Origin of the sequence: Onishia taeanensis (assembly GCF_003268885.1) — a bacterium.
Lineage (GTDB): Bacteria > Pseudomonadota > Gammaproteobacteria > Pseudomonadales > Halomonadaceae > Onishia > Onishia taeanensis_A.
On the sequence record NZ_QLSX01000010.1, the window covers coordinates 105602 to 131735 of the forward strand.

Annotated in this window: 20 protein-coding genes and 1 pseudogene; 15 read left to right on the plus strand and 6 right to left on the minus strand. The window is 62.8% G+C overall.

Annotated elements, in window-relative coordinates; all coding sequences use genetic code 11:
- The first annotated feature begins 25 nt into the window (after positions 1-25).
- The 13 genes and pseudogenes from BCL93_RS13695 (at position 26) to BCL93_RS13750 (ending at position 17256) form a co-directional block, all read left to right on the plus strand.
- On the plus strand, positions 26-1216 hold the full coding sequence (locus BCL93_RS13695; protein ID WP_258396559.1) for an ABC transporter permease: 1191 nt from the start codon (positions 26-28) through the stop codon (positions 1214-1216).
- Positions 1209-2345 (plus strand): ABC transporter ATP-binding protein, encoded by a 1137-nt coding sequence (locus tag BCL93_RS13700; protein WP_112055825.1) that lies wholly within the window; start codon positions 1209-1211, stop codon positions 2343-2345. Before BCL93_RS13695 ends, BCL93_RS13700 begins: the two co-directional genes overlap by 8 nt.
- The gene (locus BCL93_RS13705) at positions 2335-3096 is read left to right on the plus strand and encodes an ABC transporter permease (protein WP_309251235.1); all 762 of its coding nucleotides are present in this window, start codon (positions 2335-2337) and stop codon (positions 3094-3096) included. The genes BCL93_RS13700 and BCL93_RS13705 overlap by 11 nt, the downstream gene beginning before the upstream one ends.
- Positions 3097-3227: 131 nt before the next feature.
- Entirely contained in the window at positions 3228-4484 is a 1257-nt protein-coding gene (locus BCL93_RS13710) for an ISL3 family transposase (RefSeq protein WP_112055826.1), read from the plus strand.
- A 323-nt stretch (positions 4485-4807) separates the two neighbouring features.
- The gene (locus tag BCL93_RS13715) at positions 4808-6022 is read left to right on the plus strand and encodes a thiamine pyrophosphate-dependent dehydrogenase E1 component subunit alpha (RefSeq protein ID WP_112055827.1); all 1215 of its coding nucleotides are present in this window, start codon (positions 4808-4810) and stop codon (positions 6020-6022) included.
- Between the two features lies 1 nt (position 6023).
- Entirely contained in the window at positions 6024-7001 is a 978-nt protein-coding gene (locus tag BCL93_RS13720) for an alpha-ketoacid dehydrogenase subunit beta (RefSeq protein ID WP_112055828.1), read from the plus strand.
- A 40-nt stretch (positions 7002-7041) separates the two neighbouring features.
- A pseudogene (locus tag BCL93_RS17710) lies at positions 7042-7191 on the plus strand (biotin/lipoyl-containing protein); the annotation flags it as partial.
- A gap of 216 nt (positions 7192-7407) precedes the next feature.
- Entirely contained in the window at positions 7408-8733 is a 1326-nt protein-coding gene (locus BCL93_RS13725) for a 2-oxo acid dehydrogenase subunit E2 (protein ID WP_258396579.1), read from the plus strand.
- A 48-nt stretch (positions 8734-8781) separates the two neighbouring features.
- Positions 8782-10623: a protein kinase domain-containing protein gene (locus BCL93_RS13730; RefSeq protein ID WP_112055829.1), complete on the plus strand. Its 1842-nt coding sequence runs from the start codon at positions 8782-8784 to the stop codon at positions 10621-10623.
- Positions 10624-10794: 171 nt separating this feature from the next.
- Complete coding sequence (locus BCL93_RS13735) at positions 10795-14487, plus strand: ATP-binding protein (protein ID WP_112055830.1); 3693 nt, start codon at positions 10795-10797, stop codon at positions 14485-14487.
- On the plus strand, positions 14484-15110 hold the full coding sequence (locus BCL93_RS13740; RefSeq protein WP_112055831.1) for a condensin complex protein MksE: 627 nt from the start codon (positions 14484-14486) through the stop codon (positions 15108-15110). The genes BCL93_RS13735 and BCL93_RS13740 overlap by 4 nt, the downstream gene beginning before the upstream one ends.
- A complete protein-coding gene (locus BCL93_RS13745) occupies positions 15107-16351 on the plus strand; it encodes a hypothetical protein (RefSeq protein WP_112055832.1) in 1245 nt (414 codons plus the stop codon). Before BCL93_RS13740 ends, BCL93_RS13745 begins: the two co-directional genes overlap by 4 nt.
- Positions 16348-17256: a DUF7281 domain-containing protein gene (locus BCL93_RS13750; protein ID WP_112055833.1), complete on the plus strand. Its 909-nt coding sequence runs from the start codon at positions 16348-16350 to the stop codon at positions 17254-17256. Before BCL93_RS13745 ends, BCL93_RS13750 begins: the two co-directional genes overlap by 4 nt.
- A 29-nt stretch (positions 17257-17285) precedes the next feature.
- Here BCL93_RS13750 and BCL93_RS13755 read toward each other — a convergent pair whose 3' ends face one another.
- From BCL93_RS13755 to csiR, 5 genes are all read right to left on the minus strand, one after another.
- A complete protein-coding gene (locus BCL93_RS13755; protein WP_112055834.1) occupies positions 17286-17822 on the minus strand; it encodes a winged helix DNA-binding protein in 537 nt (178 codons plus the stop codon).
- Entirely contained in the window at positions 17822-19120 is a 1299-nt protein-coding gene (locus BCL93_RS13760) for a TRAP transporter large permease (protein ID WP_112055835.1), read from the minus strand. Before BCL93_RS13760 ends, BCL93_RS13755 begins: the two co-directional genes overlap by 1 nt.
- Positions 19121-19135: 15 nt before the next feature.
- Positions 19136-19687, minus strand: coding sequence for a TRAP transporter small permease (locus BCL93_RS13765; RefSeq protein WP_112055836.1), 552 nt, complete (start codon positions 19685-19687; stop codon positions 19136-19138).
- 156 nt (positions 19688-19843) lie between these two features.
- Positions 19844-20845, minus strand: coding sequence for a TRAP transporter substrate-binding protein (locus tag BCL93_RS13770; RefSeq protein ID WP_112055837.1), 1002 nt, complete (start codon positions 20843-20845; stop codon positions 19844-19846).
- A gap of 324 nt (positions 20846-21169) precedes the next feature.
- The gene (gene csiR / locus BCL93_RS13775; protein ID WP_112055838.1) at positions 21170-21904 is read right to left on the minus strand and encodes a DNA-binding transcriptional regulator CsiR; all 735 of its coding nucleotides are present in this window, start codon (positions 21902-21904) and stop codon (positions 21170-21172) included.
- Between the two features lie 237 nt (positions 21905-22141).
- Between csiR and glaH the strand changes: the two genes are divergently transcribed.
- Positions 22142-23122, plus strand: a complete 981-nt coding sequence (glaH, locus tag BCL93_RS13780) for a glutarate dioxygenase GlaH (RefSeq protein WP_112055839.1) — start codon at positions 22142-22144, stop codon at positions 23120-23122.
- 65 nt (positions 23123-23187) lie between these two features.
- On the plus strand, positions 23188-24390 hold the full coding sequence (lhgO, locus tag BCL93_RS13785) for an L-2-hydroxyglutarate oxidase (RefSeq protein WP_112055840.1): 1203 nt from the start codon (positions 23188-23190) through the stop codon (positions 24388-24390).
- A 28-nt stretch (positions 24391-24418) separates the two neighbouring features.
- Here the strand turns inward: lhgO and BCL93_RS13790 are convergent, their stop codons facing one another.
- Positions 24419-26131, minus strand: a complete 1713-nt coding sequence (locus BCL93_RS13790; protein WP_112055841.1) for a SulP family inorganic anion transporter — start codon at positions 26129-26131, stop codon at positions 24419-24421.
- Between the last annotated feature and the right edge of the window lie 3 nt (positions 26132-26134).

Here is a 26134-nt window from a genome sequence, read left to right on the forward strand (position 1 = left end):
CATTTCTGGGCGGGCTCTCGCAAGCGTGTCACCTTCCTCGCCACTTTCACAGCGGCGCTCGGCGTCCCCTAACCGGGTGCTGCTGGCCCTGATGCCGGCAGCGCTTGCGGCGCTGACGCTTCTGGATATCGCCAGCGTTCAGCCCAATCGCATCGTGCCGGGGCAGGGCATGGATCTATGGGCGATGCTGGGTCCCGCCAGCGTGCTCCTGGCGCTACTCCCGTTGGGGATTGTCGGCCTGGCGTGGCGGGCCACAACGCTCCGGTTGCGCTGGGCCCTGTGCCTCGTCGTGCTTGCCATGCTCGCTCTACCCCTTGGGCTGGCCGCTTTCTGCCGTGCTTTTATCGACCCCGATGCACCCTACGCCCGAGTGGGGCTGGCGGCAGGGTTCTGGGTGCTGCTGTTCGTGTTCATGCTGGCGCTGATCGAGTTTAAGGCGAGCCTGCGGCTGCCGCGTGGCAGCTGGTGGGGGCTTGGCGCGCTGATGCTCGGGGCCTGGGCCTTGTCGCTTGCCAGCGGGGCGCTGGATAAGCTGGCCCTGATGCAGGAATACCTGGGCCGCAGCGACAAGTTTGTCGAAGCGCTTATTTATCACAGTCTGTTGGTAGCCTCGGCGGTAGGGCTGAGCCTGGTGATGGGATTTGCCCTGGCGCTGGCAATGCGCCGCTGGCCGCGGCTCGAGCGCAGCATCAATGGGGTTCTGAGCCTGATTCAGACCATTCCCAGCCTGGCCCTGTTCGGTTTGCTGCTGGCGCCGCTGGCCTGGCTCGCCGATCGTTATGACTGGCTGGCGGCGCTCGGCGTGCAGGGCATCGGCGCGGCACCGGCGCTGATCGCCCTGGTGGGTTACAGCCTGCTGCCGATGACGCGCAATACCTTCGTGGCGCTGGGTGATGTCGATCCCGGGGTTATCGAATCGGCCCGGGGCATGGGCATGAGCCCCAGCCAGATATTCCTGCAGGTGCGCTTGCCGCTGGCACTGCCGGTAATGATCGAAGGCGTGCGCATTACCAGCATTCAGGCGATTGGCCTGGCGGCGGTGGCCGCGCTGATTGGTGCCGGTGGGCTCGGCACCTTCGTCTTTCAGGGGCTGGGGCAGGCCGCCATGGATCTGGTGCTGCTAGGTGCCTTGCCGATCATCGCCATGGCGGTGATCGTCGATGGCCTGCTGACCGCCCTGGCCGGCAGGCTGCGACAAGGAGTTCGTCATGACTGAGCAGGTGCGTATCGCGCTGCTGAACGTGTCCAAACGCTTTGGCGAGGACACCGCCGTTGACGGCCTATCGATTGCCATCGCGCCTGGTGAGCTCTGTGTGCTGGTGGGCACCTCTGGCTGTGGCAAGTCCACCACCCTGCGCATGATCAATCGACTCATCGAGCACAGTGACGGCCAGATCCACATCGACGGTCAGCCGATTCGCGAGATCAACGAGCAGGCGCTGCGTCGGCGCATCGGCTATGCCATCCAGAGTACCGGGCTCTTCCCGCACTGGACGGTCGCTCGCAACATCGGCCTAGTGCCGCGGCTGTTGAAATGGCCCGCTGAGCGCATCCAGAAGCGGACCCGCGAGCTGATGCAGCTGTTGGGGCTCAATGAAGCCGAGTTCGCCGGCAAGTACCCCCATCAGCTCTCTGGCGGTCAGGCGCAGCGTGTCGGTGTGGCCCGTGCCCTGGCGGCTGACCCGGACATCCTGCTGATGGACGAGCCCTTCGGCGCCCTGGATCCTATTACCCGGGAATCCCTGCAGGACGAACTGCTCAGGCTCCAGGCGCGGCTGCACAAGACCATTGTCTTCGTGACCCACGACATGGAAGAGGCCTTGAAGCTTGCAGATCGCATCGTGGTCATGAATCGCGGGCAGGTCGTGCAGCAGGGCAGCCCCCAGGAGCTACTGACGGCGCCGGAGAATGCGTTCGTCGAATCCCTGCTCGGCGGGCGTGATCGCGGCCTCAAACAGGCGGGTCTCATTGCTGTGCGTGACGTGATGCACCCGACGGGCGCGCGCCGCCAGACCACCGCCGCGGCGGTCGGTAAAGATGACAGCCTGCGCGAGGCCCTGTCGGTGATGCTCCTGCATCGTCTGTCGAGCCTGACCGTGGTGGATGAGCGCGATCGCACGGTGGGCACACTGGGGGTCGATGACATCATGCACCGCAAGAACCAGCTCCCTGTCGCCTCGGCCAAACCCTCCCAAAAGCCCGCTTCCAGAAGCGACACCGGCGATGCGTCCGAAGGTAAGGCCAAGGCTCAGAATAGTTCCCAGGACAGTTCCAAGGATGATGCCAAGGATAGCGACGAGGAAACGGCGTCACCCCAGGCCTCGGAGCCTCGCCATGAGGACTGATCCCGTTATCATGGGCGCTTCTATCCTATCGCCTTGGCGACGCTGGGCGGCTCCACTTGGCTGGTTCGCGGCGCTTGGCACGCTGCTGGTCGCCATGCCGCACTTGGGGCCACTGTTCGCCGCCATCGACCCCGAGGCCCGTGAGCCGATCTATCGTCGTGATGCCTTCGTCGATCTGTTGGCCAATCACCTGCTGCTGGTGGCCGGCGCCTCGTCCATCGCCATCGTAAGCGGGGTGAGTGCCGCGATCATGGTCACCCGGCCGTGGGGGCGTGATTTTCTGCCACTGGTCAGTCAGTTGGCCTCCATCGGTCAGACCTTCCCGCCGGTAGCGGTGCTGGCGCTCGCTGTGCCCTGGCTGGGCTTCGGCGGGCTGCCTACCGTGGTGGCCCTAGTGCTCTATGGTCTGCTGCCGATCGTGCGCAATACCCTGGTCGGTATCGGTGAGGTGGATCCCGCCACCCGGGAGGCCGCTCGAGGCATGGGCATGTCACCAACCCAGGTGCTCTGGCAGCTCGAGCTGCCGTTGGCCGCGCCGGTCATTCTGGCCGGTATCCGCACCTCGGTGACCGTGGGGATTGCCACCGCGGCGATCGGTTCGACCATCGGCGCCAAGACCCTCGGGGACCCGATCATCGCCGGCATCATCAATGGCAACACGGCCTACATCCTGCAGGGCGCGATCCTGATTGGCGTGCTGGCGCTTTCCATAGACAGCGTCTTCGCACGCCTGCTGCCCTCACAGCGCTGACGGCTCACGTATCGGGTTCTTGTCTCGAACCGCTTTTATCCCTCCTGTTTTCTGGCTCTTCGTCGTTGGGTGTGGAATTCGCTCCCTGATCTGGGCCAGGATATGACCTCCACTTGGACAGGAGGCATGGCATGGACGGCACCCAGATTCTGACCCTCGGCTTGGGCCTGGAAGCGCCCTGGGTTCTCAAGGACCAGCATCTAGATACCTCCGTGTCGCCCCACCGCCTGGACCTCTATGTCGAGGCCGAGCGGGGAAGCCTCTACCCCTGCCCGGCGTGCGGCAAGGCCTGCCCGGCCCACGACTTCACCGACAAGACCTGGCGGCATCTGAACTTCTTCCAGCACCACTGTTACCTGCATGCTCGCGTGCCTCGCACCAAGTGCCCCGAGCATGGCGTCAAGCGCATCGAGGTGCCCTGGGCACGGCCGGGCAGCGACTTCACCCTGCTGTTCGAGCAGGCCGCCATGTCACTGGTCAAGGAGATGCCGGTGCTGGCCGTCTCCCGGCAACTGGAGATCTCCGACAAGCGCCTGTGGCGCATCGTACATCACCATGTGGGACGGATGCTGGGTCAGCTGGACCTGTCCGAGGTCGAGGCCGTCGGCCTGGATGAGACGGCCTCACGACGCGGCCAGCGCTATGTCACCGTGTTCCTCGACATGCAGCGTCAGCAGGAGCCCGTCATCTTCGCCGTGCCCGGCCATGGTAAGGCCGCCATCGAGGCCTTCGGTGCCTTTCTGGTCGAGCACGGCGGCGACCCGAGCAACGTGGTCGAAGTGGTCTGCGACATGTCCCAGGCCTTCCTGAGCGGCGTGGCCGAGCACCTGCCCAACGCCGAGGTGACGGTCGACTGGTTCCACATCGTGCAGACCTTTACCAAGGCGCTGGACGAGGTCCGCAAGCGTGAGCGACGCCAGCAAGCTCATCCCAAAGCGCTGCGCTGGGCGGTGCTGAAGAACACCGAGGCCGGCAACCTGACAGCCAGCCAGATCACCGCTCTCCAAGAGCTGGTGAGCGACCGTAGCGCCACGGCGGATGCCTGGATTATTAAAGAGAAGTTGAGGTGGATTCAGCAGGCGCCGACGCCGCGTGCCGCCCGATGGCGCATCACGAACTACCTCAAGGTCATGCGGGAGGCCGTTACCGGCCAGGCACTCCTCAAGCCGATGGCGAAGGCCCTGACGACGCTGGAGCGGCATGCCGAGCAGGTAGTGAGGCGCTGGATATCGGGACTGACCAACGCGCGCCTGGAAGGCATGAACGGGCTCTTCCAGGCGGCCAGGTCACGCGCACGCGGCTACCGGAACGAGGCCAACTTCATCGCCATGATCTACCTGATCGGCAGCCCTGTGGGGCGCTTGCTCGATCAGGCCAAATCCACATGAAGCGTCGAAGAACCTGTTTTCTCCACCTTGTCTTGCTCTGCATCGACCGTTCCTGCTCGCGCCCAAGCGTGCGATGGCGCGGCGGGATCAGCCGCCTCCCTTAGCGGATGAGTGACCGTTCATGGCGCCTGCGACCATGGTCTCAGGCACCGTGGCTATACAGCACCCCATGCCGGGCTCTATCTTACGTTAACGTAAACTTGCGGCATCAGGTCATTACCAGGCGGACTATGCCATCGGTTTGGTTTATGACTACCTTCTGAATAACCATGCCCTCACAAGGGGCGTGAGGCTTTTCACCACCACCCCCAGGGAAGAGCATCATGACAACAACCACTTCCTCGCTCGTTCACTCCCCGACCTTTCTGAAGGGCGACGAGTTTTCGATCGATACCTTTGCGTTGCTCAAGCAGGACGGCAGCCTCTTTGAAGGAGCAGCGGCGCCCGAACTCGACCGCGACAAGGCGCTGCGCATCTACCACGCCATGGTCTTCATCCGGGTGCTCGACGAGCGCATGCTGGCCGCCCAGCGCCAGGGCCGGCTGAGCTTCTACATGCAGTGTACCGGCGAGGAGGCCGCGGTAATCGGCAGTGCCGCGGCGCTGGATGACGAAGACATGATCATGGCTCAGTACCGTGAGCAGGGGGCGCTGGCCTATCGCGGCTTTAGCTGCGACGAATTCATGAATCAGATGTTCGGCAACGAGCGTGACTACGGCAAGGGACGCCAGATGCCGATCCACTATGGCTCGGCCAAGCTGCATTACATGACCATCTCCTCGCCGCTGGCCACTCAGATTCCTCAGGCCACCGGCTATGCCTATGGGCAGAAGCTCGCCGGCGATGGCCACTGCACTATCACCTATTTTGGCGAGGGGGCCGCCTCGGAGGGCGACTTCCATGCCGCGCTGAACATGGCCACGGTGCACAAGGTCCCGGTGATTTTTTTCTGTCGCAACAACGGCTATGCGATCTCCACCCCGGCGGTCGAGCAGTTCGCCGCCGATGGCGTCGCCCCCCGAGCCTTCGGCTACAAGATGCGGGTCATGCGGGTCGACGGCAACGACGTGCTGGCGGTCTATCAGGCCACTCTGGAGGCGCGCCGGCTGGCCGTGGAGCATAACCAGCCGGTATTGATCGAGGCCATGACCTATCGCCTGGCGGCCCATTCATCTTCCGATGATCCTTCCGGCTATCGCAGCAAGAAGGAAGAAGAAGCCTGGCGGGAAAAAGACCCGATCCTGCGACTACGCCGCTGGCTGGAATCCCGCGAGTGGTGGAGCGATGAAGAAGAGAAGACCCTGCAGGAGCGCCTGCGTCGTGAGGTGCTAGAAACCATGAAGGTAGCCCAGAAGCGCCCGGCGCCGCCTCTCGAGAGCCTGATCACTGATGTCTACGACACCCCCACGCCGCAATTGAACGAGCAGTTTGCCGCGCTGGAAGCGCATATCCGGCTTTATCCAGAGGCCTATCCCAAGAGCGCTTCCCAAGGCTCGACTACGTCATCGGATGCCGAGAACGGCCAGGGAGGGCGCTGAGATGGCGAACATCAATTTACTGCAGGCCATCAATCAGGCGCTGGATATCGCCATGGCCGCCGATGAGCGAGTGCTGTGCTTCGGCGAAGACGTCGGCGGCTTCGGTGGCGTCTTCCGCGCTACCAGCCACCTGCAGGAAAAATACGGCAAGGCACGCTGCTTCAACACGCCGCTGGTCGAGCAGGGCATCATCGGCTTCGCCAATGGCCTGGCCGCTCAGGGGTCAACGCCGGTGGCGGAGATCCAATTTGCCGACTACATCTTTCCGGCCTTCGACCAGATCGTTAACGAGTCGGCCAAGTTCCGCTACCGGTCTGGCAATCTGTTCAATGTCGGCGGCCTGACCATTCGCGCGCCCTACGGTGGCGGTATCGCCGGCGGGCTCTATCACTCCCAGTCGCCTGAGGCGTATTTCGCGCATACGCCGGGCCTCAAGGTCGTGGTGCCCCGCAACCCGCACCAGGCCAAGGGGTTGTTGCTGGCGTCCATCCGTGACCCCAACCCGGTGCTGTTCTTCGAGCCCAAGCGGCTCTATCGCGCCTCGACCGGAGAGGTGCCGGAAAGCGATTACCAGCTGCCCCTAGGCGAGGCCGAGGTGATCAAGGAAGGCAGCGATATCACCCTGCTGGCCTGGGGCGCCCAGATGGAAGTGACAGAGCAGGCTGCTGAACTCGCCGAGAAGGAGGGTATCTCCTGCGAGATCATCGATCTGCGCAGCATTCTGCCCTGGGACGTCGAGACCGTGGCGACCTCGGTCTTAAAGACCGGCCGACTGCTGATCAGTCATGAGGCACCGCTGACCGGCGGCTTCGCCGGCGAGATTGCCGCCACCATCCAGGAGCGCTGTTTTCTTTACCTGGAGTCGCCGATCAGCCGGGTCACCGGCCTGGATACGCCCTTCCCGCTGACGCTGGAGAAGGAATACCTGCCCGATCGCCTCAAGGTCTTCGAGGCGATCAAGGCCAGCATGGCGTACTAGAACCCGGTATCCGGACAGGAGAGCAATGATGAGCGATTTTATGCTGCCCGATATCGGCGAAGGTATCGTGGAGTGCGAGGTGGTCAAGTGGCTGGTCGGCGAGGGCGACGTGATCGAGGAAGACCAGCCCGTCGCCGAGGTGATGACCGACAAGGCGCTGGTGGAGATTCCCGCGCCCTATCATGGCCGGGTCACTCGGCTGTATTACCGAGAGGGTGAAATTGCCAAGGTGCATGCGCCGCTCTTTGCCCTGGTGGGAGATGAGGCCGGCGAGGAAGGACCGTCACCAGAAAAAGAGCAGGGTCAGGCACACCAGGGGGCGTCTCAGCCGGCAACTCGAGAGGCGGCCACGCGCGCGCCGGAACCAGCGTCTCAGATCGCCGCTGAATCGTTGTCTCGGCAGGCCATCTCCGCCAGCGGCACCGACTTCGTGCTGCCGGATATCGGCGAGGGCATCGTCGAGTGCGAGGTCGTCGAGTGGCGTATCCAGGAGGGCGACGAAATCGCCGAGGACCAGCCGGTGGTCGACGTGATGACCGACAAGGCATTGGTCGAAATCACCGCACCGGAGGCCGGCCGTGTGACCCGGCTTTACTATCAGCAGGGCGAGCATGCGCGGGTGCACTCGCCGCTGTTTGCTTATCTTCCCGAAGGACTAGGTCTCTCCGAAGGGCAAGCGTCTTCTAGTGCCGCCGAGCCCGCGGCGACCAACCCGCAGACGACGCGGCAGGCGGGAGGTGCTGCTGAGGGCGCGGTCGTGTCGCCGAGTGCACCGCAGCAAGGACGCGCCTCAGCCCAGGGCAGTGGTGCTTTCGGGCGGATTCCGGCGAGCCCGGCGGTGCGCCGTCTCGTGCGCGAGCATGCGCTGAGCCTTTCTGCCATTCCCGGCTCGGGCAAGCACGGCCGGGTGCTCAAGGACGACGTGCTGCGCTTCCTCGAACAGGGCGAGCACAGCGACGAGCACCGCCAGCCATCGTCGAGCGAGACGCCTGCGCCGACGACGGTCGGTGGCACCTCCGCCGTCGGCGAGATCCGCGTCGAGCCCCTCAAGGGCATTCAGGCGGTGATGGCGCGGCGCATGGTGGCTTCGGCCAGCACCATTCCGCATTTTGCCTACGGCGACGAAATCGACGTCACCGAGCTGCTGGCGCTGCGCGAACGCCTCAAGCCCGAAGCCGAGGCGCTGGGGGTGAGGCTGACCTTGATGCCTTTCTTCATGAAGGCCCTGGCGCTTGCGGTGCAGGAGTTCCCGATCCTCAACAGCCGGCTCACTGATGAGGTCACCGAGATTCACTACCAGAGTGCCTGCAATATCGGCATGGCGGTGGACAGCCGGGTCGGCCTGATGGTGCCCAATGTGAAAGGCGTCGAGCGCAGGAGCCTGCTGGCCATCGCCGGCGAGATCGCGCGCCTGACCCTGGAGGCACGGGAAGGCCGCGTGCAGCAGGCAGATCTCAAGGGTGGCACCATCAGCATTTCCAATATCGGCGCCCTGGGCGGCACCTACGCCACGCCGATCATTAATGCCCCGGAGGTGGCCATCGTGGCGATCGGCAAGACTCAGCGGCTGCCGCGCTTCGATGCCGATGGCCAGGTGGTGAGCCGGGCGATCATGACCGCGACCTGGTCGGGCGATCATCGTGTGATCGACGGCGGCACCATTGCCCGTTTCGTCAATCGCTGGAAGGGCTATCTGGAGTCACCGCAAAGTATGTTGCTGCACCTTGGCTAGGTCGCGATGGGCAGGATCATGCTGGGATCGCACTGACGGGATGAGATCATGACGGCGACGTCGCTCCAGCAGTTCTACATCCCGGAAGAGCAGTCGATCTACCTGCTCAGCCATGACGATGCTAAGAAGCTCAAGGACTGGGTCGCGCTCTGCCAGACCCAGCTCGAGCAGCTCGGCTACCGTGACATCGCTCTGATCGGCAAGGGCGCCTATGGCTTCGTGTTTGCCGGTCGGGCGCGGCACCCGGCCGGCGAGGTCGAGCACGTCTTCAAGTTCACCCGGGTGACGCTACCTCAGAAGTTGCAGGACCGGCTCGAGGAAGAGGCCTTCATGCTCGAGCAGGTCGAGCACCCGCGAGTGCCCAGGCTGATTGCCTACCAGCGGGTGCGCAACCAGTCGATCCTGGTCATGGAGCGGGCACCGGGGGAGAACCTCGAAGAAGTATCGTTGCGCCACGGCCGGCTGTCGCCGCGGCTGGTGGTACATATTGCCGCGCAACTGGCGGACATCCTGCGGCACTTGCGCCGTGAGTCTGGGCGGCGCAAGCCGCTGGTGCACGGCGATATCAAGCCCTCGAACCTGGTCTTTGATGCCGCCACCGAACGTATCGCCCTGATCGACTGGGGCTCCTCGGTCTTCGCTCAGCTCGACGAGCGCCTGCAGCACGTGGCCACCAACGTCATGGAGCTGATGTCCGATAACCTGCAGCAGACCAACGCCCGCCTGGGCGATGTCTATTTCATTGGCGAAGAGCAGCTGAACGGCGCACTGTCGTCGCCACGTTTCGATGAGCAGGGCGCGGCCGGGACGCTATATGCACTGGCCTCGGGGCAGTCCTGTCGTTTCGGCCATCGGGCGATACCCGCAACGTCGCTTGGCCTGCCCATGGAGTTTGCCCGCATGCTCGACGCCATGCTTTCGCCGGACCCGGCGCTGAGGCTGCGGGCCGGCGATTACTTTCTTGATCATATGCCGCGGCTGGCGCGCACCGTGATGGTCGAGCTCGACGAGCCCCCCGAAGCGTCACTGCTACCCGTCTGGGTGCGTCCGGCCGGGCGCGAGATCGATACCGTGGTCTACAGCTCGCGCAAAGCCTTCCTGCGCGAGGAAGGCGCGCCGGAGCAGATGAGCGAGGTCAACGACGTTCAGCTCGACCGTTACTACAAGAACTTCATGCAGGGCATGGGGGAGACCGAGAAGGCCTTCCTGGCCGCAGTCAGCCGGCTCGGTCGCTATCCCGTGGTCGGCGGCCTGGCGATTCGCTGGGAGGCTGACGGTATCTACGTCGATATCTCGCTTAACCTCCATGACCCCGCCCTGAAGGCGGCCTTCGTCAGCGCCGTCAACAACATGATTCACCTGGCAAGGGCCATCTACCGTCGAGGGATCTTCAAGAGCTGCCTGTTCAATGCTCGGGAGACCCTGCACGTCGACCGGCTGGGGCCGGATCAGCCCTTTATTCTCACGCCGGACATGCGCCTGCCCTACGAGGTCAGCGCGGTCCCCGAGCTCGAGGATCACACCCGGGTGCATTCCTATTTCGAGGATGGCCCCGACCCGGAAGAATTCCTGGTGCTGCCCGACGAGATCATCGTCTCTCTCGAGGCTCTCAACGCCATCCACCATACCGGCATGATCATCTTCGAGGCGCTGCCCACCCACTTGAAGATCCACAGCTACTACCGGCTGCTGGATCCGGCACGCGAGTCGGAGTTTCGAAAGCGACTGAATGACATCCTGGCGGCGGTGGGGCTGATCGAGGGGCTTGGCGTCTCGGGCTTCATGAAGATGCCTTACAAGGACACCAAGTTTTTTGCCCACATCGAGCGCATGCCGGAGCGCTACTACCCCAAGAATCCTTATTCCCCCAAGAACCCCTATGCCTCATGAGTCAGTCCGCTGACCACGCACACCGCAGACCTCACTGCCCGCTCAAAGGCCCGCCGATGTTTAAGCCAGGCACCGATTAGACCGCTATTGGCATACCTGCTCGGGCTCCATCCGGGCCTCGCCTCTGGCAAGATAGGGGCCATGGATGTCAGTAACGAATAAGGACGTGGCATGGCCCATCTTTTACGCATCGTGATGATTCACGGCCACCTTGACGGTGTGGTCGAGCTGAATGTCGATGGTCACACCAATATTTGCGGGACCAACGCCTCGGGGAAGACCACCTTGCAGCGCCTGGTGCCGGTGTTTTACGGCGAGCTGCCCAACAAGGTAGTGCCCAAGACACGCATGAAGTTCGATGCCTTCTATCTGCCGCATCGCAACAGCTACCTAGTGTATGAATACCGGCGCGAGGCGGGCAATGTCTGCCAGGCGGTGTTGACGCGCAAGAGCGATGGGGGCGTCGAGTACCGCTTCGTGGGGGCGCCATATCGCCCACAAGACTATCTGGTGGAGAGCGAGGCCGGTGTCGCGGCCCTCGATTACAGTCAGTGGGCCAGCGAGCTGCGCCGCGAGGGGGTGAGCGTATCGGCCAAGCTGGGCGCTACCTCCGAATACCGCTCGGTGATCCAGAATGATTTCACCCAGCTGCATGGCAATAGTCGCGATGGCCTCAGGCTGCGCCAGATAGCCGCTCAGTTCAGCCTGGTGAAGCCCGAACGCCGCATCCGCCACATGGAGAAGCTGATCTCGGCGGTGCATGCCAAAGAGGGCAAGATGGATACCCTCAAGACCATGCTGGCCGCGATCTTCGAAGAAGATGGCGTCGAGCTGCCGGTCACCCGGATTCGCAATACCAAGGCCCGCGACTGGATCGCGCAGATGCGTCAGTCGATGCGCCTGGAGCCCATGCAGCAGTTAGTGGCCCGGCTTGGGGAGGTGGATCGCGACATCGCTGACCTGGAGGCGACGTTATGGCAGCTCAAGCCCCAACTGGAGGCCGATCGTCATCGCGCCGAGCGCGGCCTGGCCGATAGCGATGAGCAGCTTGCCGTCCACCAGCGTGACTTCCAGGCCCGTGAACGTGACTACGGACAGACCCGCGACGCGCTTAACGATCGCTTCAGCGAGCTTAACAGCGAGCTCGAACGTACCCAGCATGAGCTCACCGATCTGCAGCAGCAGTACGAGCGCTACGCCGAGGCGGACATGCCGGCCCTGGAGCGTGATCTGGAAGCCTTGCCCCAGTGGCGTGAGCAGTGCCAACAGCTTCGAGAGCACCTGACCCACATGCAGGAAGCCGTGCAGGCCAGTCAGGCGCAGCTCGATGGACGGCTGCGCGAGCTGGCCGATGTGCTGGCGCGGCAAACAGAGGAAACTCAGGGCCTCGTCGATGCCCTGGGCGATGAGAAAACTGCCAGTCGCGAGCAGCAGTGGGAGGCCGAGCGCAGTATCGAGTCGCGGTATCAGGACGAGCGTGCAGCCCTCGAGGGCAGCTATCAGGCGCGGCTCGAGCAGGGCGTCGAGCGATTGGCCGAACTCAAGGCGCAGCTCGCGTCTACCACCCAGACTGGCGAAGAGGCCCAGGAGGCCGAACTGGCCCAGGCGCGGCTGGACCAGGCGCAGAGCGATCGCAATGCCGCATCTGAGAGCCTGGAAGGCGTGCGCCACGAGCACGAGACCCTAAAGCGCGAACGTGACGCCGCTGAACGTGAGCGCGAAGCGGCCAGGCAGCGGTTGTCTGAGGTTCAGGATCATGGCTATGCGCTGCATCAGCAGCGTGATCCTGCCCAGGGCAGTCTGCGACATTTTCTGCGCTACCACCGGCCCGGCTGGGAGCAGCAGTTGGGCAAGGTGATCGCGCCCGAATTGCTCGAGCGTCGGGATTTGTCGCCGCAGCTTTCTGAGGTGGCGCCAGAAGGGGGGCAGGGTGACCTGTTCGGTGTGGCCCTCGATCTGGCGGCGATTGACCTGCCTGATTACGCACAGGATGAAGCCAGCCTGATGGCGGCTATCGAGGCGGCCGAGGACGCGCGTCAGCGGTCAGAGGCCGAGCTGCAAGCGGCCGAGAAGCAGCTCAAGTCAGGCCACGACCGCGTGCGGGAGGCCGACGAACGCCTGGGGCAGGCGCGGATTGCGCTCAAGCGAGCCGACGAGGAAGTGAAGTACGCGCTCGAGGCGCGAAGCCAGCAGCAGGAACGCCATGCCCGGCAGCAGAAAGAGCGTCGTCTGGCTGGCGAAGAGGCGCTGGCGGCTCAGGAGGCGACTCAGCAGGCACTGCGTGACGAAAAGCGTGAGCAGCTGAAGGCGATGGCGGAATCTCACCAGGCGCAGCTTTTGGAGCTGAAGGCCGATGGGCAGAGCCGACTGGATAGTCTGCATGAACAGATTCGCCAGCATAAACAGCGGCTCGATGACTTGAAGGATGAACACCGGCGTCAGCGCGAGGAGCTGGAAGCCGCCTATGATCGAGAGCTGCAGGAGCAGGGCGTTGACCCCGTTACGCTGCGAGATACCCGCTCGCGTTTGACAGCGCTCGATGAGCGTATTCGGACCACGGCTCGGCGCCGCGAAGAGCTCGACGCCTATACCCGTTTCATGCGCGTTGAATGGGGCGAGCGCAAGCCACAGCTGGTCGACAAGGAAGCGGTGCTGTCGCGTGACCTCCAGGCGGTCAAGCGCGAACTCGAGCAATGCAGGCAGGATTTCCAGGCGGCCAAGTCGGCGCATCAGGATGCGATCAAGGCACTCAAGGCCCAGCGCGACGCGCAGCAGCAGGTGATCGACGCCCTCAAGCCGCTACTGAGCCAGTTGGCCGGCCTGGGGCTTGGCGCGTCGACTCAGCCTATCAGCGAGGCGCCCGGCGATGTGCATGAACGCATGGAACGGGCGCGGCAAGCCCTGGCCAGTCGCAGTCATGAACTGGATACCCTGCGCAAGGGCTGCGAGCAGGTGGAAAGCGAGTTGATCAAGGGCGCCACGTCGGGCTTCGTCGAGACCCTCGACGCCGAGCGGGCCAAGCTTGTGGAAGATGACCCCGAGCAGGCCGGCAACCCTCGGCGTCACCTACCGCTATTGCGCGGCATGCTTCAGCTGCTGGAGGATCAGCAGCAGCAGCTGATCCAGGAGGGGCGCAATCTTGGCGATGACCTGGACAAGTTCTTCACCGTCTTTCGCGACCTCAACCGCCGCATCAGTGCCCAGAGTCGTCGCCTCTCCGAAGAGGTCGCCGACGACCTGCGCCTCGAGGGCATCAGCAAGGCCGAAGTGCGCATCCAGTCGACCATCGATGAGCTGGGCTTCTGGGAGCCTCTTAAGCTGTTTGCCGAGCATTTCAGGGCGTGGCGCGGCGACGGCCTGCCCAGCGATGACTATCTCAATGCCCTGGCCGATGTGGTGGACCTGCTGCGCAGCGATCAGCAATACAGCTTCGAGAGCCTGCTGCGCCTCGAGCTTTACTTGAACGAAGGCGGCAACGATCTGGTGATCAAGAACGATCGCCAGCTTCTGGAATCGTCTAGCCACGGCATGGCCTACCTGATCCTGTGCAAGTTCCTGCTTGCTTTCACTCGCTTGCTGCGCGGCCAGGCGGAGATCGCCATCCACTGGCCCATCGACGAGATCGGCACGCTGGCCTATCACAACGTCGAAAAACTTTTCGATGCCTGCGACAGCAACCGCATCCATATCGTCGGCGCCTTTCCCAACCCCGAGTCGGACGTGCTGATGCTGTTCCACAATCGCTATCTGATCGATCGCGACGACAGCCGCCCCAACCGTCGTTGTCTGAAACGCATCGAACCGCGGCTGAGTCGCCTGGCCGAGCGGCTGCAGGCCCGCGCCACCGAGGAGGTCGTAGAATGATTGAACATGGCCCATTGATCGAGCGCTTGCTGGCCGGCGATTTCATCTGTGCGGTGAGCGACGAGAGCGCCTTTCGGCGCCTGCAGGACGAGCAGATCCGCGAGCAGCTCGACACCTACCTGCGCCCGCTCAATCGGCGACTGGCCGCCAACCCGGAGGGCAGCGTCTATTTTCTTGCCTGGCGGCACGTGAACGACGAAGCCCGGGAGCAGCTCTCCCAACAGTTGGGCGAGACGCTTCACAGCCTGTTGCCGCTGCTTGAGTGGCTACGGCTGGTGCAGGAGGCGCTGGGGCGCGATGCCCTGATTGCCCCGGGCGACGTGCTCAAACCGGCCGAATTCAGCGCCAAGTGTGAGGATAACCAGAGCCTACGCGAGCGGCTGGAACGACTGGCTACTGATAGCTTCTTCGGCTCCCAGAGCGAGCAGCTCGACGCGCAGTTGAAGCAGGTCTTCAAGCGTCTCAAGGAGCATGGCTATCTACTCCAGCCGCATGCCGACCGACAGGTCTACCTGGTGACCGGCAAGGTCGATTACCTGATCGACCTGGTGCGTTTCATTCGCGACGAGGAGAACCTGCCCATCGACGAGGAGGCGCCGGCGACTCAGGAGGCCCTGCTGTGAGTGAGGTTCACGCCCTGGAAAGCCGACTGCTGACCACCGGTACCGAACGGCTGTCGCTGCTTGGCAAGCACGCCGATGCACTGATGCAGGGCTATACCCGCGACGAGGTGCCGCTTGAGGCACTGACCGATGCAGCCTTGCGCAAGCTGCTCGCGGCTCGGATTCTGTGGCGGCCCGATGAGCAGAGCGGTGTAAAACTGTCCCCCAAGGTCCGGGATCTGATCGCCGAGATGCTTGCCGACGAGACCCGGCGACACGTCAATGCCGGTGTCGCCGAGACGCTGGAGCTTATCCGCAGCCTGGTGCAGAGCTATCGTGAGGCGCGTAGTCGCGGTGAATACTGGCAGCAGGAGCAGCAGCTCTTGCGCCTGCGTCAGGAGGTGGACGACCTCAACGGTCGCTTCGCCGATGCCATCGACAGCCTCTGGCAGCGCCTCAACAGCGACTTTGGGTTTGTCAGTCGCCTGAACGACAAGATTCGCGAGAACCATCGCGCCCAGAAGCAGATCGAGCGCCTGCTGGACGGCCTGACGCTGATCGACTTCGACGAGCTGATCGAACTGGTTGGCAGCGATGGCACCCTGCGCAAGTTATTGATCAGTCAATTGCAGCAGCAACTCAGCCAGCACTACACCAGCCTGAGAGAAGTGCAGCGACGCCTGACCGAACTGATGACGCGCTTTCGTCAGCAGCAGTCGCGTAGCCGCCTGGTGGCCGGCATGGCAGCTTTCCTGCGCGAGCACCCGGGGTTCGTGCCCGGCAACTATGCCCGTCGTAGCGAGGTCCCGGCCCTGGTTAACCGTGCCACCTCGCTTACTGCGGCGGCGGCGCCCGCGCTGGACCGTCATCGGGATACCGCTGTGCTCAGCGAGCTGGTTCGCCAACTGCCGGCACCGGTGCAACCGCCACAGGCCGTGGAGGCCGCTCAACCCGCCGAGCAGCAGCAGGAATCTCGCGTCGCCGCTCGTCAGCAGGCCCTGAAGCAGGATGTCGAGCGCTTCTACCTGGCGGTGGTCGATGAGGCTGACGCCTCCGGCGTCAGTGCCTTGGGCTATCTACACGCCAGGGATCTGGATTGGCAGGACGAGATTTGGCTGTTCCAGGTGATCGCCGAGTATCAAAGCCTGCCGCGCAGCGAGCAGCGCGCCTTTCGTCTTCATCAGGAAGAGAGCCAGGCCAGCAGCTTCAATCACGTGCGGCTGATCCACGACGTCACGCTGCAGCTGGCGCTTCCCGCATGACGCTCTCTAGCGCCGCCCGTCGTGCCCTCAACGAAGTCGAGCGGCGGCTGCGCGGTCAGCCAACGCTTGAGAAGGCGCGTAGTGCCAAATGGGTCAAGGAAGTTGAGGCGTGGTGTGCTCAGCAGGATATCGATCTGCGCGCACGACAGAACGTGAAAACGCTGCGATTTGATCGTGATCTGCTCTCCAAGATCAATCGCGTGCTGGAGAGTCTTGGGCAGGCGCCACTGGGCGTTAGCCTCAGTGGGCTCACCACGTCTGAACAGGCCTACCTGGGAAGTGAGGAAGCGAAAGGCGTGGGACAACGCCCGCGATTCCGGCGGGTGCTGGTCAACCTGCCGCTCGAGTCCTCTCTGTCTTGGCTTTCCGCCGAGTCTCGCCAATATCGCGACCTGGACTGGCCGTCGATTGACCTGGGGGCCTTCGATGCGCTCATTCAGATAGAGAATCTCGACAGTTTCTATGCCTTTAGCGGCGACACAGAGGCCAACGTCATTCGCTCGACAACTGCTCGTCGCATTTGTCGGCCGCTGGTCATCTATCGCGGCGACAAGCACTACGGCGGCGGCTTTGCTGCCCTGGCTAGGGCGTGGATGGACACCGGCAAGCCGCATGGCTATCTGGGTGACTTCGATGCCTCCGGCGTGTCGTTTGCGCTGGCGAGCCAGTCAACGCATCTGATCTTGCCACCATTGGAATGGCTTGCCGCCAAAGTGACCGGCGATCATCTGCCGCCAGAGCAAACGAAGACACAGGCCGTGCTTCGTCAACACCTGAAAAGCCTCCGCCGAGATCATCCGTTGCAGCCTTATCTAGCGCTCATGCTCGGCCAGCAGCGCGGGCTCCGGCAGCAGTGGTTTGGGGCCGATCTCGAGTGGGTGCCGCTGGGCCTTGGGTCGGACTAGACTTTCTGCGTCTGAGCGCTCTGTGTCTCCTATAGCGAGGCCGCTGAGCGAGCCGCCTGGTCATAGAGCCCCGACATGGCACGCAGCAGCCCTGCCATCTGGTGCATGTCCTCACGACCGATGCCCAGCGAGGACAGCGACTCGACCAGACAGTCCTCGCGGATCTCTGCATAGCGCTGGCAGGCCGCACGACCCTCATCGGTGGTGCGGAAAAGGGTTTCTTTCCCCTGTTTCTCGCCGGCCACCAGGCCGTGCTTGCCGAGTTTCTTCAGCGCATAGGTGACGGTGTGGGTGTCCTCGACGTTGAGCACCAGGCAGATATCCGCCTGGCGCTTGGCTCGTTCGCGATGGTTGACGCTGTGCAGCACCAGTACATCCAACACCCCGAGTTCCGGGTATCCCGCCGCTGTCATGCAACGCACCATCCAGCGGTTGAAGGCATGCCCCGAAATGATCATGCCAAACTCGAACTCCGACAGCTCCTGTGCGCTGTGGGAGAGGTGTTCCGACGACACGATCGGGCCGCGGCGGGTCGCGGCGGGTGCGACGACGCTGTCCTTGCTCATCAACTGTTCCCCATGGCCTCGGGCAGGTAGGTAACTATCTGTGGAAAGAGAGTGATCAGGATAACACCCAGCAGCATCAGGCCGAAGAAAGGCAGCGCGGCCCTGGCGATATGCAGAATGTTGCGCCCGGTCATGCCCTGCAGCACGAAGAGGTTAAAGCCAACCGGCGGTGTGATCTGTGACATCTCCACCACGATCACCAGGAAGATACCGAACCAGATCAGATCGATGCCGGCGGCCTCGACCATCGGCAGCATGATCGAGGTTGTCAGCACCACCACCGAAATGCCATCGAGGAAGCAGCCCAGCAGGATGAAAAAGACCGTCAGCACGGCCAGCAGCATCAGTGGCGACAGCCCCAGGGTGCCGATCCAGGCGGCCAGATCGCTTGGCAGGCCGGTGAAGCCCATGGCTGCGGTCAGGAAGGAGGCGCCGGCGAGGATGAAGGCGATCATGGTCGAGGTCTTGACCGCGCCGAGTATCGCCTCGGTGAAGATGCGCCGGCTCATGGCGCCCTGCAGCTTCGCTAGCAACAGCGACAGCACCACGCCGACGGCAGCCGCCTCGGTGGGCGAGGCAATACCGGCATAGATTGAGCCGATCACGCCCACGATCAGCGCGAACAGTGGAATCAGGCGGCGGGATGCCCGCAGCTTGTCCTTGAAGCTCATTCGCGCCTCGGCCGGTGGCACCTTGTCCGGATAGCGCCAGGACCACAGCATCAGGTAGCCGGCGAATAGCGTGATCAGCATCACACCCGGCAGCACACCGGCCATGAACAGTCGCGCGATGGACTGGTCGGTGGCTACCGCATAGACGATCAGGATGATCGAGGGTGGAATCAGCAGGCCAAGGGTCGCCGAGCCGGCCAGGGTGCCCAGCACCAGGCGCTCATCGTAGCCACGCTTGGTAAGTTCGGGAATCGACATCTTGCCCATGGTGGCGCAGGTGGCAGCCGATGAGCCGGAGACCGCCGCGAACAGGCCGCAGCCGACCACATTGGTATGCAATAGGCGCCCAGGAATGCGTTGGAGCCAGGGCGAGAGGCCGCTGAACATGTCCTCGGCGAGGCGCGAGCGAAACAGGATCTCGCCCATCCAGATGAACATCGGCAGGGCGGTCAGCTCCCAGCTGTAGCTTGCGCTCCAGATATCCGAGGCCATCACGTCGCCGGTGGGAATCGAGCTGAACTGACTGATGGCGATCCAGGCGAGCCCCATCAGGGAAAAGGCCACCCAGACGCCGCTGCCGAGCAGCAGCAGCAGGGCGACCAGCAATACGGTCATCATGACGAGCATGGGAGAACTCCGTGCTTATTCTTGGCCGCTATCGTCGACCTGGAAGGTCGCCGGGCGAGTCAGGGCTATGACCAGGGTATTGACCCAGGCCTCGAGCAGCGCCAGGCAGAACAGCAGCGTGCCGATCAGCATGGCGCTCTGCGGAATCCACAGCGGAATGCGTAAAAGCCCGTAGGAGGTCTCATTGAAGGCGATGCTGTCGGCCAGCAGGCGGTATTCATAGAAGGCCAGATAGCTTGCCAGCAGGAGTGCCAGGCTCAGGCACCATAGCTCGATGAACACCCGGATTTTGGGCGGCAGGTTGCCGATCAGCAGGGTCACGCGGATATGGCCGCCATTGACGAAGGTGTAGGCCAGCCCCAGGAAACTGGCGCCCACCAGCAGGAAGCCGGAGATTTCGGAGAGGCCGGGGATAGTCAGCCCCAGGCTGTCCAGGCCCAACTGTTCTGCGGCCATGTCAGCCAACCGGCCAAGGATCTGGGCGGTGATCAGCGTACAGATCAAACACAGGCAGAGGGCCGCGCCATAGGCACCGAGGTCATACAGCGGGCGGAGTCGGAATTGCATGAGACGTACCTATTGAAGTACCTGTTTGAAGCACTTGCTAGAAGTACTTGTTAGAAGTACTTGTTAGAAGTACCTGTTGAGAAGTACCACGGCGAGGGAAGGGCAAGGCCCCGGCGACATGGCCGGGACCCTAGCTAATCGCGTGTTGTGCTGGATTTATTCCTTCGCGTCGCGGTAGTTCTGGAGAATCTGCATGCCCTGCGGGCCGGCGCGATCGACCCACTCTTCGGTCATCATGCTGCCGATGTCCTGTAGCGCCTTGGCCAGTTCAGGGCTTGGCTCGCTGACGGTGATGCCGTTCTCCTTGAGGGTCGCCAGGGCATCCTGGGTCTCCTGGCGGCTCATGTCCCAGCCGCGCTGCTCGGCTGTCGTCGCTGCCTCCAGCACGGCCTGCTGGGTCGTCTCATCCAGGCGCGAGAAGGCACGTTCACTGACGATCACCATGTTCTTGGGTAGCCACAGCTGGGCGTGGTTGAAGTGGCTCAGATAGTCCCATGCCTTGGTGTCGGCGCCGGTGGCCGGCGAGGTCACCATGGCATCGACGCGGCCGGTGCTGAAGGCGGTGGGGATGTCCGGCACCTCGATTTGGGTCGGCACGGCATTGGCCAGACTCGCCAGGCGCTCGCTTGACGTGTTGTAGGCGCGCATCTTGAGGTTGCGCAGATCCTCGATCTTCTCGATCTTATCCTGGGTGTAGATACCCTGGGGTGGCCAGGGTACGGCGAACAGCAGGCGCAGCCCCTGTTTCTCTAGCTCCTCGCCAATGATCTCGCGAGAGGCCTCCCACAGCGTCCAGGCGTCTTCGTAGTTGGCTGCCAGATAGGGCACCGAGTCGACCTCGAAGATCGGATTCTCGTTGGCCAGACGCGACATGATCAGCTCCCCCGCCGGCACGATGCCACGACGGACCGAGTTCTTGATCTCGGCATGGTCGATCAGCGAGCCGTTGGAGTGCACGGTGATATCGAGCTCACCGTCGGTGGCTTCGCGTACGTCATCGGCAAATTCGCGGATGTTCACGGTATGGAAGGTGCGATCGCCGTAAGGGGTTGGCATGTCCCATTCGGTGGCGGCCTGGGCGCTGGTAGCAAGCGTCAGGCTGGCGGCGGCAACACCGAGGCTGGCGAGACTTGCGCTGGCAAAGGTCTTGGCGGTCATCGAAAAATCCTCATTGTTATTGGCGAGGTTATTGTCGCGGTCATCGGTCCATGGCGACAGCAAGCATCGCACGGATACGACGAGACCAATGTACGAGAGGAAGCCTAGGTCGAGATAGTTGCCCGCGTCAACGATGTTTCGACTCTTTAGCAGCGTTTTAACAATAAAATATAGATAAATTATTTTTCGGAGAGCGGAGAGAGCGAGGGCGAGGATGTTGCTAAAGGGGGAAGGCCCCGCCACGCCAGCTTGTGTATCGCGATAGGCGGGGGAGCAGAGATGCATTGGGCGCTGAAACTGGCCCGGTGAGCTGGAGGCAGGGAGTCAGACCAGTCCGCGGGCCTTCATCAGGTCGGTAATGATCGGCACTGGCGTCATGATGTGATCGCGAGTCAGGTCGCCGGCCCGTTTGGCATCGCGGGCGAGTATCGCATCGACGAGGTCGGCATGTTCCTGGCGTTTGGCAGCCAGAGCTCGGTCGGAAAATACCGTCTGGCAGAGCCATAGGTGGCGATAGCGAGCGGCCTGGTCGAATAGGCTTTCTCGGGCCATCAGCAGCTGGCGGGAGCCACAGCCGGCGACCAGGGCGCTATGGAATGCCTGGTGTCGTCTGTCCCAGACATCGAGCATTTCATCCGGACCATGTACCTCGGCCACCTTGGCCAGCGTGTGGGCCTTGGCCAGTATCTCTGCCTCCCAGGTGTCGTCGCCGCGTTCGATTGATAGTTGCACCAGCATGGCTTCGAGCTGGGCCCGGGCATCATAGATATCGTCAAGTTCCTCGATCGACATGGGCGCCACGCGATAGCCGCGCTGGCTGATGGCCACCACCAGGTGCTCGGATACCAGCTGTGACAGGGCTTCACGCAGGGGGCTGATGCCGAGGGCATATCGCTCCTTCAGGCGGCTCATCAAGAGCTTCTCACCCGGCTGGTAGATCCCACAGATAATGTCCTGCTTGAGCCAGGCATAGGCGCTGATGCCCATGTTCTGGCGAGGCCCTCCTTGCCGGGCGCTGCTCTGGCGTGGGGCGTTGTCCTTGGGTGGGGAGTGATCCATTGGCGCTATCCATCGCGAGGTGATGACAATATCTACATGATACCCAATCCGACGGTACCGAGCATATCGTCCCGGGTGCATGTTATTTTTGACGAAATATAAAAACGTCGACATTTTTATATATTGTGGCTATTATTTGGTTTGTCCATGCATCAAAAGCTCAGGTTAAAAGGCTCGTACGTGCCCTGAGTGGCTTGCGGACCGCTTTTATTATGATGATTTGCTCTGGAGGTTCCGATGACCGTCTTGACCCAGTTCGACGCGACTGCCGTGCCGGCCCCTCAGGCGCTAGAAGGCTTCACCCTCACGTCCTCTGACCAGTCGCCGCGCCTGCTTGAGCTGACGCTGTCTCGCGAGGTGGTCGATGCCTTTGTCAGTGCCGTGGCCGAGTGGCCGGTGCAGGCACTGGAATACAAGTCTTTTCTGCGTTTTCGCATTGCGCGCATTCTCGATGATCTGTGCAGCAACACCCTGCAGCCGTTGCTGATCAACACATTGGCTGATCGCCGAACGGGCGGCCTTTTGGTCACTCCGGAGGGCCTGAACCAGGTCGAGCAGGCCGAGGACATGGTCAAGGTATCCACTGCGGTAGCGCATCTGATGGGGCGTTCCAACTTCGATGCCATGAGCGGTCAGTATTACGCTCGCTTCGTAGTCAAGAACGTGGATGAGTCGGACAGCTACCTGCGGCAGCCGCATCGGGTCATGGAACTGCACAATGACGGTACCTTCGTCGAGCAGGACACGGACTATGTGCTGATGATGAAGCTCGACGAGCAGCACATGGAGGGAGGGAATTCGCTGCTGCTGCATCTCGACGACTGGGAGCACCTGGCGCATTTCTATCATCATCCGCTGGCGCGTCGTGAGATGCGCTGGACGGCGCCACCCAGCAAGCGAGTCGACAAGGACATCTACCATGCGGTATTTGATGTCGACCGAGACGGTCTGCCGGTTATGTCCTACATCGATCAGTTCGTGCAGCCCAAGGACTTCGAGGAAGGCAACTGGCTGGCCGACCTCTCCGATTCGCTTGAGAACAGTGCGCATCGGTTGTCGGTACCCGTGCCGGTTGGTAGCTTTCTGTTAATCAACAACCATTATTGGCTGCATGGCCGCGACCGTTTTACGCCGCATCCTCAACTGCGTCGTGAGCTGATGCGCCAGCGGGGGTACTTCACCCATGCCAATACGTTGCGCCAGTCGCGTCAGCGCTAGACTTCGTCTGAACACTATTCGGCGGGCGTCAAAAGCACGACATTCCCAACAGCGAGGAAATGCCGGTGTACGATTTCATCATTCTGGGCGGCGGTATTCTGGGCATGTCCACCGCCATGCAGTTGGCCAAGGCCTATCCTGATTGCCGTCTGTTACTGGTCGAGAAGGAAGCCGGCGCGGCCCAACACCAGACTGGCCACAACAGTGGCGTTATCCATGCCGGTGTCTATTACACGCCGGGCAGCCTGAAGGCGCGCTTCTGTCTCGAAGGCAATCGCGCTACCAAGGATTTTTGCGATGCCCAGGGCATCCGCTATGACGAATGCGGCAAGCTGCTGGTTGCCACCAATGCGCTGGAAATGGAGCGCATGCAGGCGCTGTGGGAGCGCACCGCCGCCAATGGCCTCGAGCGAGAGTGGCTGGATGGCGATGCGCTGCATGAGCGGGAACCCAACATTACCGGTATTGGCGGTATTTTTGTGCCGTCGAGCGGCATCGTCGACTACGGCGAAGTGACGCGGGCTATGGCCGCCGAGTTCGAGCGGTTGGGCGGCGAGATTCGTTATTCCACCGAAGTGATGGGCATTCAGGAGCGTTCCCGGGAGGTGGTCGTGCAAACCTCCCAGGGAGATATCGCCGGCAAGTTTCTGGTGACCTGCTCGGGGTTGATGGCTGACAGGGTGGTGCGCATGTTGGGCGAGACCCCAGGGTTTACCATCTGCCCCTTCCGTGGCGAATACTATCGTCTGCCCGAGAAGCATAACCACATCGTCAATCACCTGATCTACCCAATCCCCAACCCGGCCATGCCGTTTCTGGGGGTGCACCTGACCCGAATGATCGATGGCAGCGTCACGGTGGGGCCCAACGCGGTGCTGGCGCTCAAGCGCGAGGGGTATCGCAAGAGCGATGTCTCGTTGACTGACATGGCACGGATGTTCACTCACCCCGGCATCCTCAAGGTGCTAAAGGCCAACCTGCGCCCGGGGCTGATCGAAATGAAGAACTCCCTCTATAAGCAGGGCTATCTGGAAGAGGTTCGCAAGTACTGCCCGAGCCTCACGGCGGATGATCTCGAGCCTCACCCGGCCGGTGTGCGGGCGCAGGCGGTATCCCGTGAGGGCAAGCTGATCGACGACTTCCTGTTCGTCGACACGCGGCGCACGGTCAACGTCTGCAACGCGCCTTCGCCGGCGGCCACCTCAGCGCTGCCGATCGGCGAATACATCGTCGATCGGGTCAAGGAACGCCTGGCTGACGTGTGCTGAGCCGAGGTGTGGAGCGGGGCGTTGGCGCTCAGTCCGCGCGCTGACGTAGCTCGCACCAGGCCGCATAGGTACTGAGGAAGACTCGGCCGCTAAGGCTTTCCAGCAGGTCGCTCTGCTTGAGCTTGTCCATCACCGGCCCTTTGACCTCAGCGAGGTGCAGGGTGACCTCGGAATCCTTGAGGCGCTCATTGATCGCATCGAGGCTCTCGAGGGCCGAGGCGTCGATCAGGTTGACCGCCGAGCAAATCAGGACGACATGCTCGACCTCAGGCCGGTTGGCGATCAGGGCGTAGACGGTGTCTTCCAGATAGCGGGCATTGGCGAAGTAGAGGCTCTCATCGATGCGCAGCAGGGCCACATGGCTGTCGCTCTCGACGTCATGACGGGTGATGTTGCGGAAATGTTCGGTTCCCGGCACGCGCCCGACCAAGGCACTGTGGGGGCGGCTGGTGCGATACAGGAAAAGGCCGATCGACAGCGCTACCCCGGCGATGATGCCCGCTTCGACGCCTTCGACCAGGGTCAACAGTATGGTGGCTGCCATGGCGGTGAAGTCGCTACGCGAATAGCGCCAGGTCTGGCGGATCATCTTCACGTCGACGAGAGTCAGGATCGATACCGTGATGGTGGCGGCTAGGGTGGCCACCGGCAGGTGGTAGAGCAGCGGCGTCAACGCCACGGTCACCAGGGCAATGCCGATGGCTGCGATGGTGCCGGCAGCAGGGGTCTGAGCGCCGGCATCGAAGTTGATCACGGTGCGAGAGAGCCCACCGGTGACCGGCATGCCCGCTGACACGGCGGCGGCGATATTGGCCGTCCCCAGCCCGATCAGCTCCTGATTGGGCGAAATACGCTGGCGGCGCTTGGCGGCCAGCATCTGGCCCATGGACACCGACTCGACGAATCCGACTACGCTCAGCAGCAGGGCGGGTACCAGCAGTTCGTGCCACAGGGACAGGTCGAGGACCGGCAGCGTCAGAGGCGGTAAACCGCGGGGAATGTCGCCGACCACGGCGACGCCCTGGTTGGCGAGATCGAAGCGCCAGGTCACTAGCGTGGTCAATATCACGGCAAACACCGGCCCAGCCTTGGCCAGCAGATCGGCGGCGCCGGCGGGCAGGCCAATCGCGCGCAGGCCCTGGCGGCCGCGGCGGCGCATCAGCACCAGAAAGGCGAGGCTCCCGGCTCCGATGGCAAGCGTCGCGGCATGCGTATCGGTCACGCTCGTGATCAGGTTCGGTAACAGCTCGGCGACGGTAAAGCCCGGCGCGGATATGCCTAGGAGGTTGGCGACCTGGCTGGTTGCGATCAATAACCCCGATGCCGTAAGAAAGCCGGAAATCACCGGGTGGCTGAGGAAATTGGCGAAGAAGCCAAGCTTGAGGGCCCCCATCAGCGTCAGCATCAGACCCGAAAGCAGGGCCAGCACCATGGCCGCCTGCAGATATTCCGCGCTGCCGACTACCGCTACGGGCGCCAGGGCAGCGCCGGTCATCAGGGCAAGAATCGCGACCGGACCCACCGCCAGGGTGCGGCTGGTCCCGAACAGCGTATAGGCCAGTAGCGGCAGTATGCTGGCATAGAGCCCGACCACCGGCGGCAGCCCGGCGATGATGGCATAGGCCAGCGACTGGGGGATGACCATGATGCTGACGATGATGCCGGCCACCAGATCGGCCGCAAACAGGCGGCTCGTGTAATGAGGAAGCCAGGTCAGGATGGGCAGGTAGCGCTTCAGCATGGG

What these genes read in the sequence shown, in the direction of transcription:
- BCL93_RS13700 (WP_112055825.1), top strand. Translation starts at nt 1,209, where the DNA reads ATGACTGAGCAGGTGCGTATCGCGCTGCTGAACGTGTCCAAACGCTTT.
- BCL93_RS13705 (WP_309251235.1), top strand. Translation starts at nt 2,335, where the DNA reads ATGAGGACTGATCCCGTTATCATGGGCGCTTCTATCCTATCGCCTTGG.
- BCL93_RS13710 (WP_112055826.1), top strand. Translation starts at nt 3,228, where the DNA reads ATGGACGGCACCCAGATTCTGACCCTCGGCTTGGGCCTGGAAGCGCCC.
- BCL93_RS13715 (WP_112055827.1), top strand. Translation starts at nt 4,808, where the DNA reads ATGACAACAACCACTTCCTCGCTCGTTCACTCCCCGACCTTTCTGAAG.
- BCL93_RS13720 (WP_112055828.1), top strand. Translation starts at nt 6,024, where the DNA reads ATGGCGAACATCAATTTACTGCAGGCCATCAATCAGGCGCTGGATATC.
- BCL93_RS13730 (WP_112055829.1), top strand. Translation starts at nt 8,782, where the DNA reads ATGACGGCGACGTCGCTCCAGCAGTTCTACATCCCGGAAGAGCAGTCG.
- BCL93_RS13735 (WP_112055830.1), top strand. Translation starts at nt 10,795, where the DNA reads ATGGCCCATCTTTTACGCATCGTGATGATTCACGGCCACCTTGACGGT.
- BCL93_RS13740 (WP_112055831.1), top strand. Translation starts at nt 14,484, where the DNA reads ATGATTGAACATGGCCCATTGATCGAGCGCTTGCTGGCCGGCGATTTC.
- BCL93_RS13750 (WP_112055833.1), top strand. Translation starts at nt 16,348, where the DNA reads ATGACGCTCTCTAGCGCCGCCCGTCGTGCCCTCAACGAAGTCGAGCGG.
- BCL93_RS13755 (WP_112055834.1), bottom strand. Translation starts at nt 17,822, where the DNA reads ATGAGCAAGGACAGCGTCGTCGCACCCGCCGCGACCCGCCGCGGCCCG.
- BCL93_RS13760 (WP_112055835.1), bottom strand. Translation starts at nt 19,120, where the DNA reads ATGCTCGTCATGATGACCGTATTGCTGGTCGCCCTGCTGCTGCTGCTC.
- BCL93_RS13765 (WP_112055836.1), bottom strand. Translation starts at nt 19,687, where the DNA reads ATGCAATTCCGACTCCGCCCGCTGTATGACCTCGGTGCCTATGGCGCG.
- BCL93_RS13770 (WP_112055837.1), bottom strand. Translation starts at nt 20,845, where the DNA reads ATGACCGCCAAGACCTTTGCCAGCGCAAGTCTCGCCAGCCTCGGTGTT.
- csiR (WP_112055838.1), bottom strand. Translation starts at nt 21,904, where the DNA reads ATGGATCACTCCCCACCCAAGGACAACGCCCCACGCCAGAGCAGCGCC.
- glaH (WP_112055839.1), top strand. Translation starts at nt 22,142, where the DNA reads ATGACCGTCTTGACCCAGTTCGACGCGACTGCCGTGCCGGCCCCTCAG.
- BCL93_RS13790 (WP_112055841.1), bottom strand. Translation starts at nt 26,131, where the DNA reads ATGCTGAAGCGCTACCTGCCCATCCTGACCTGGCTTCCTCATTACACG.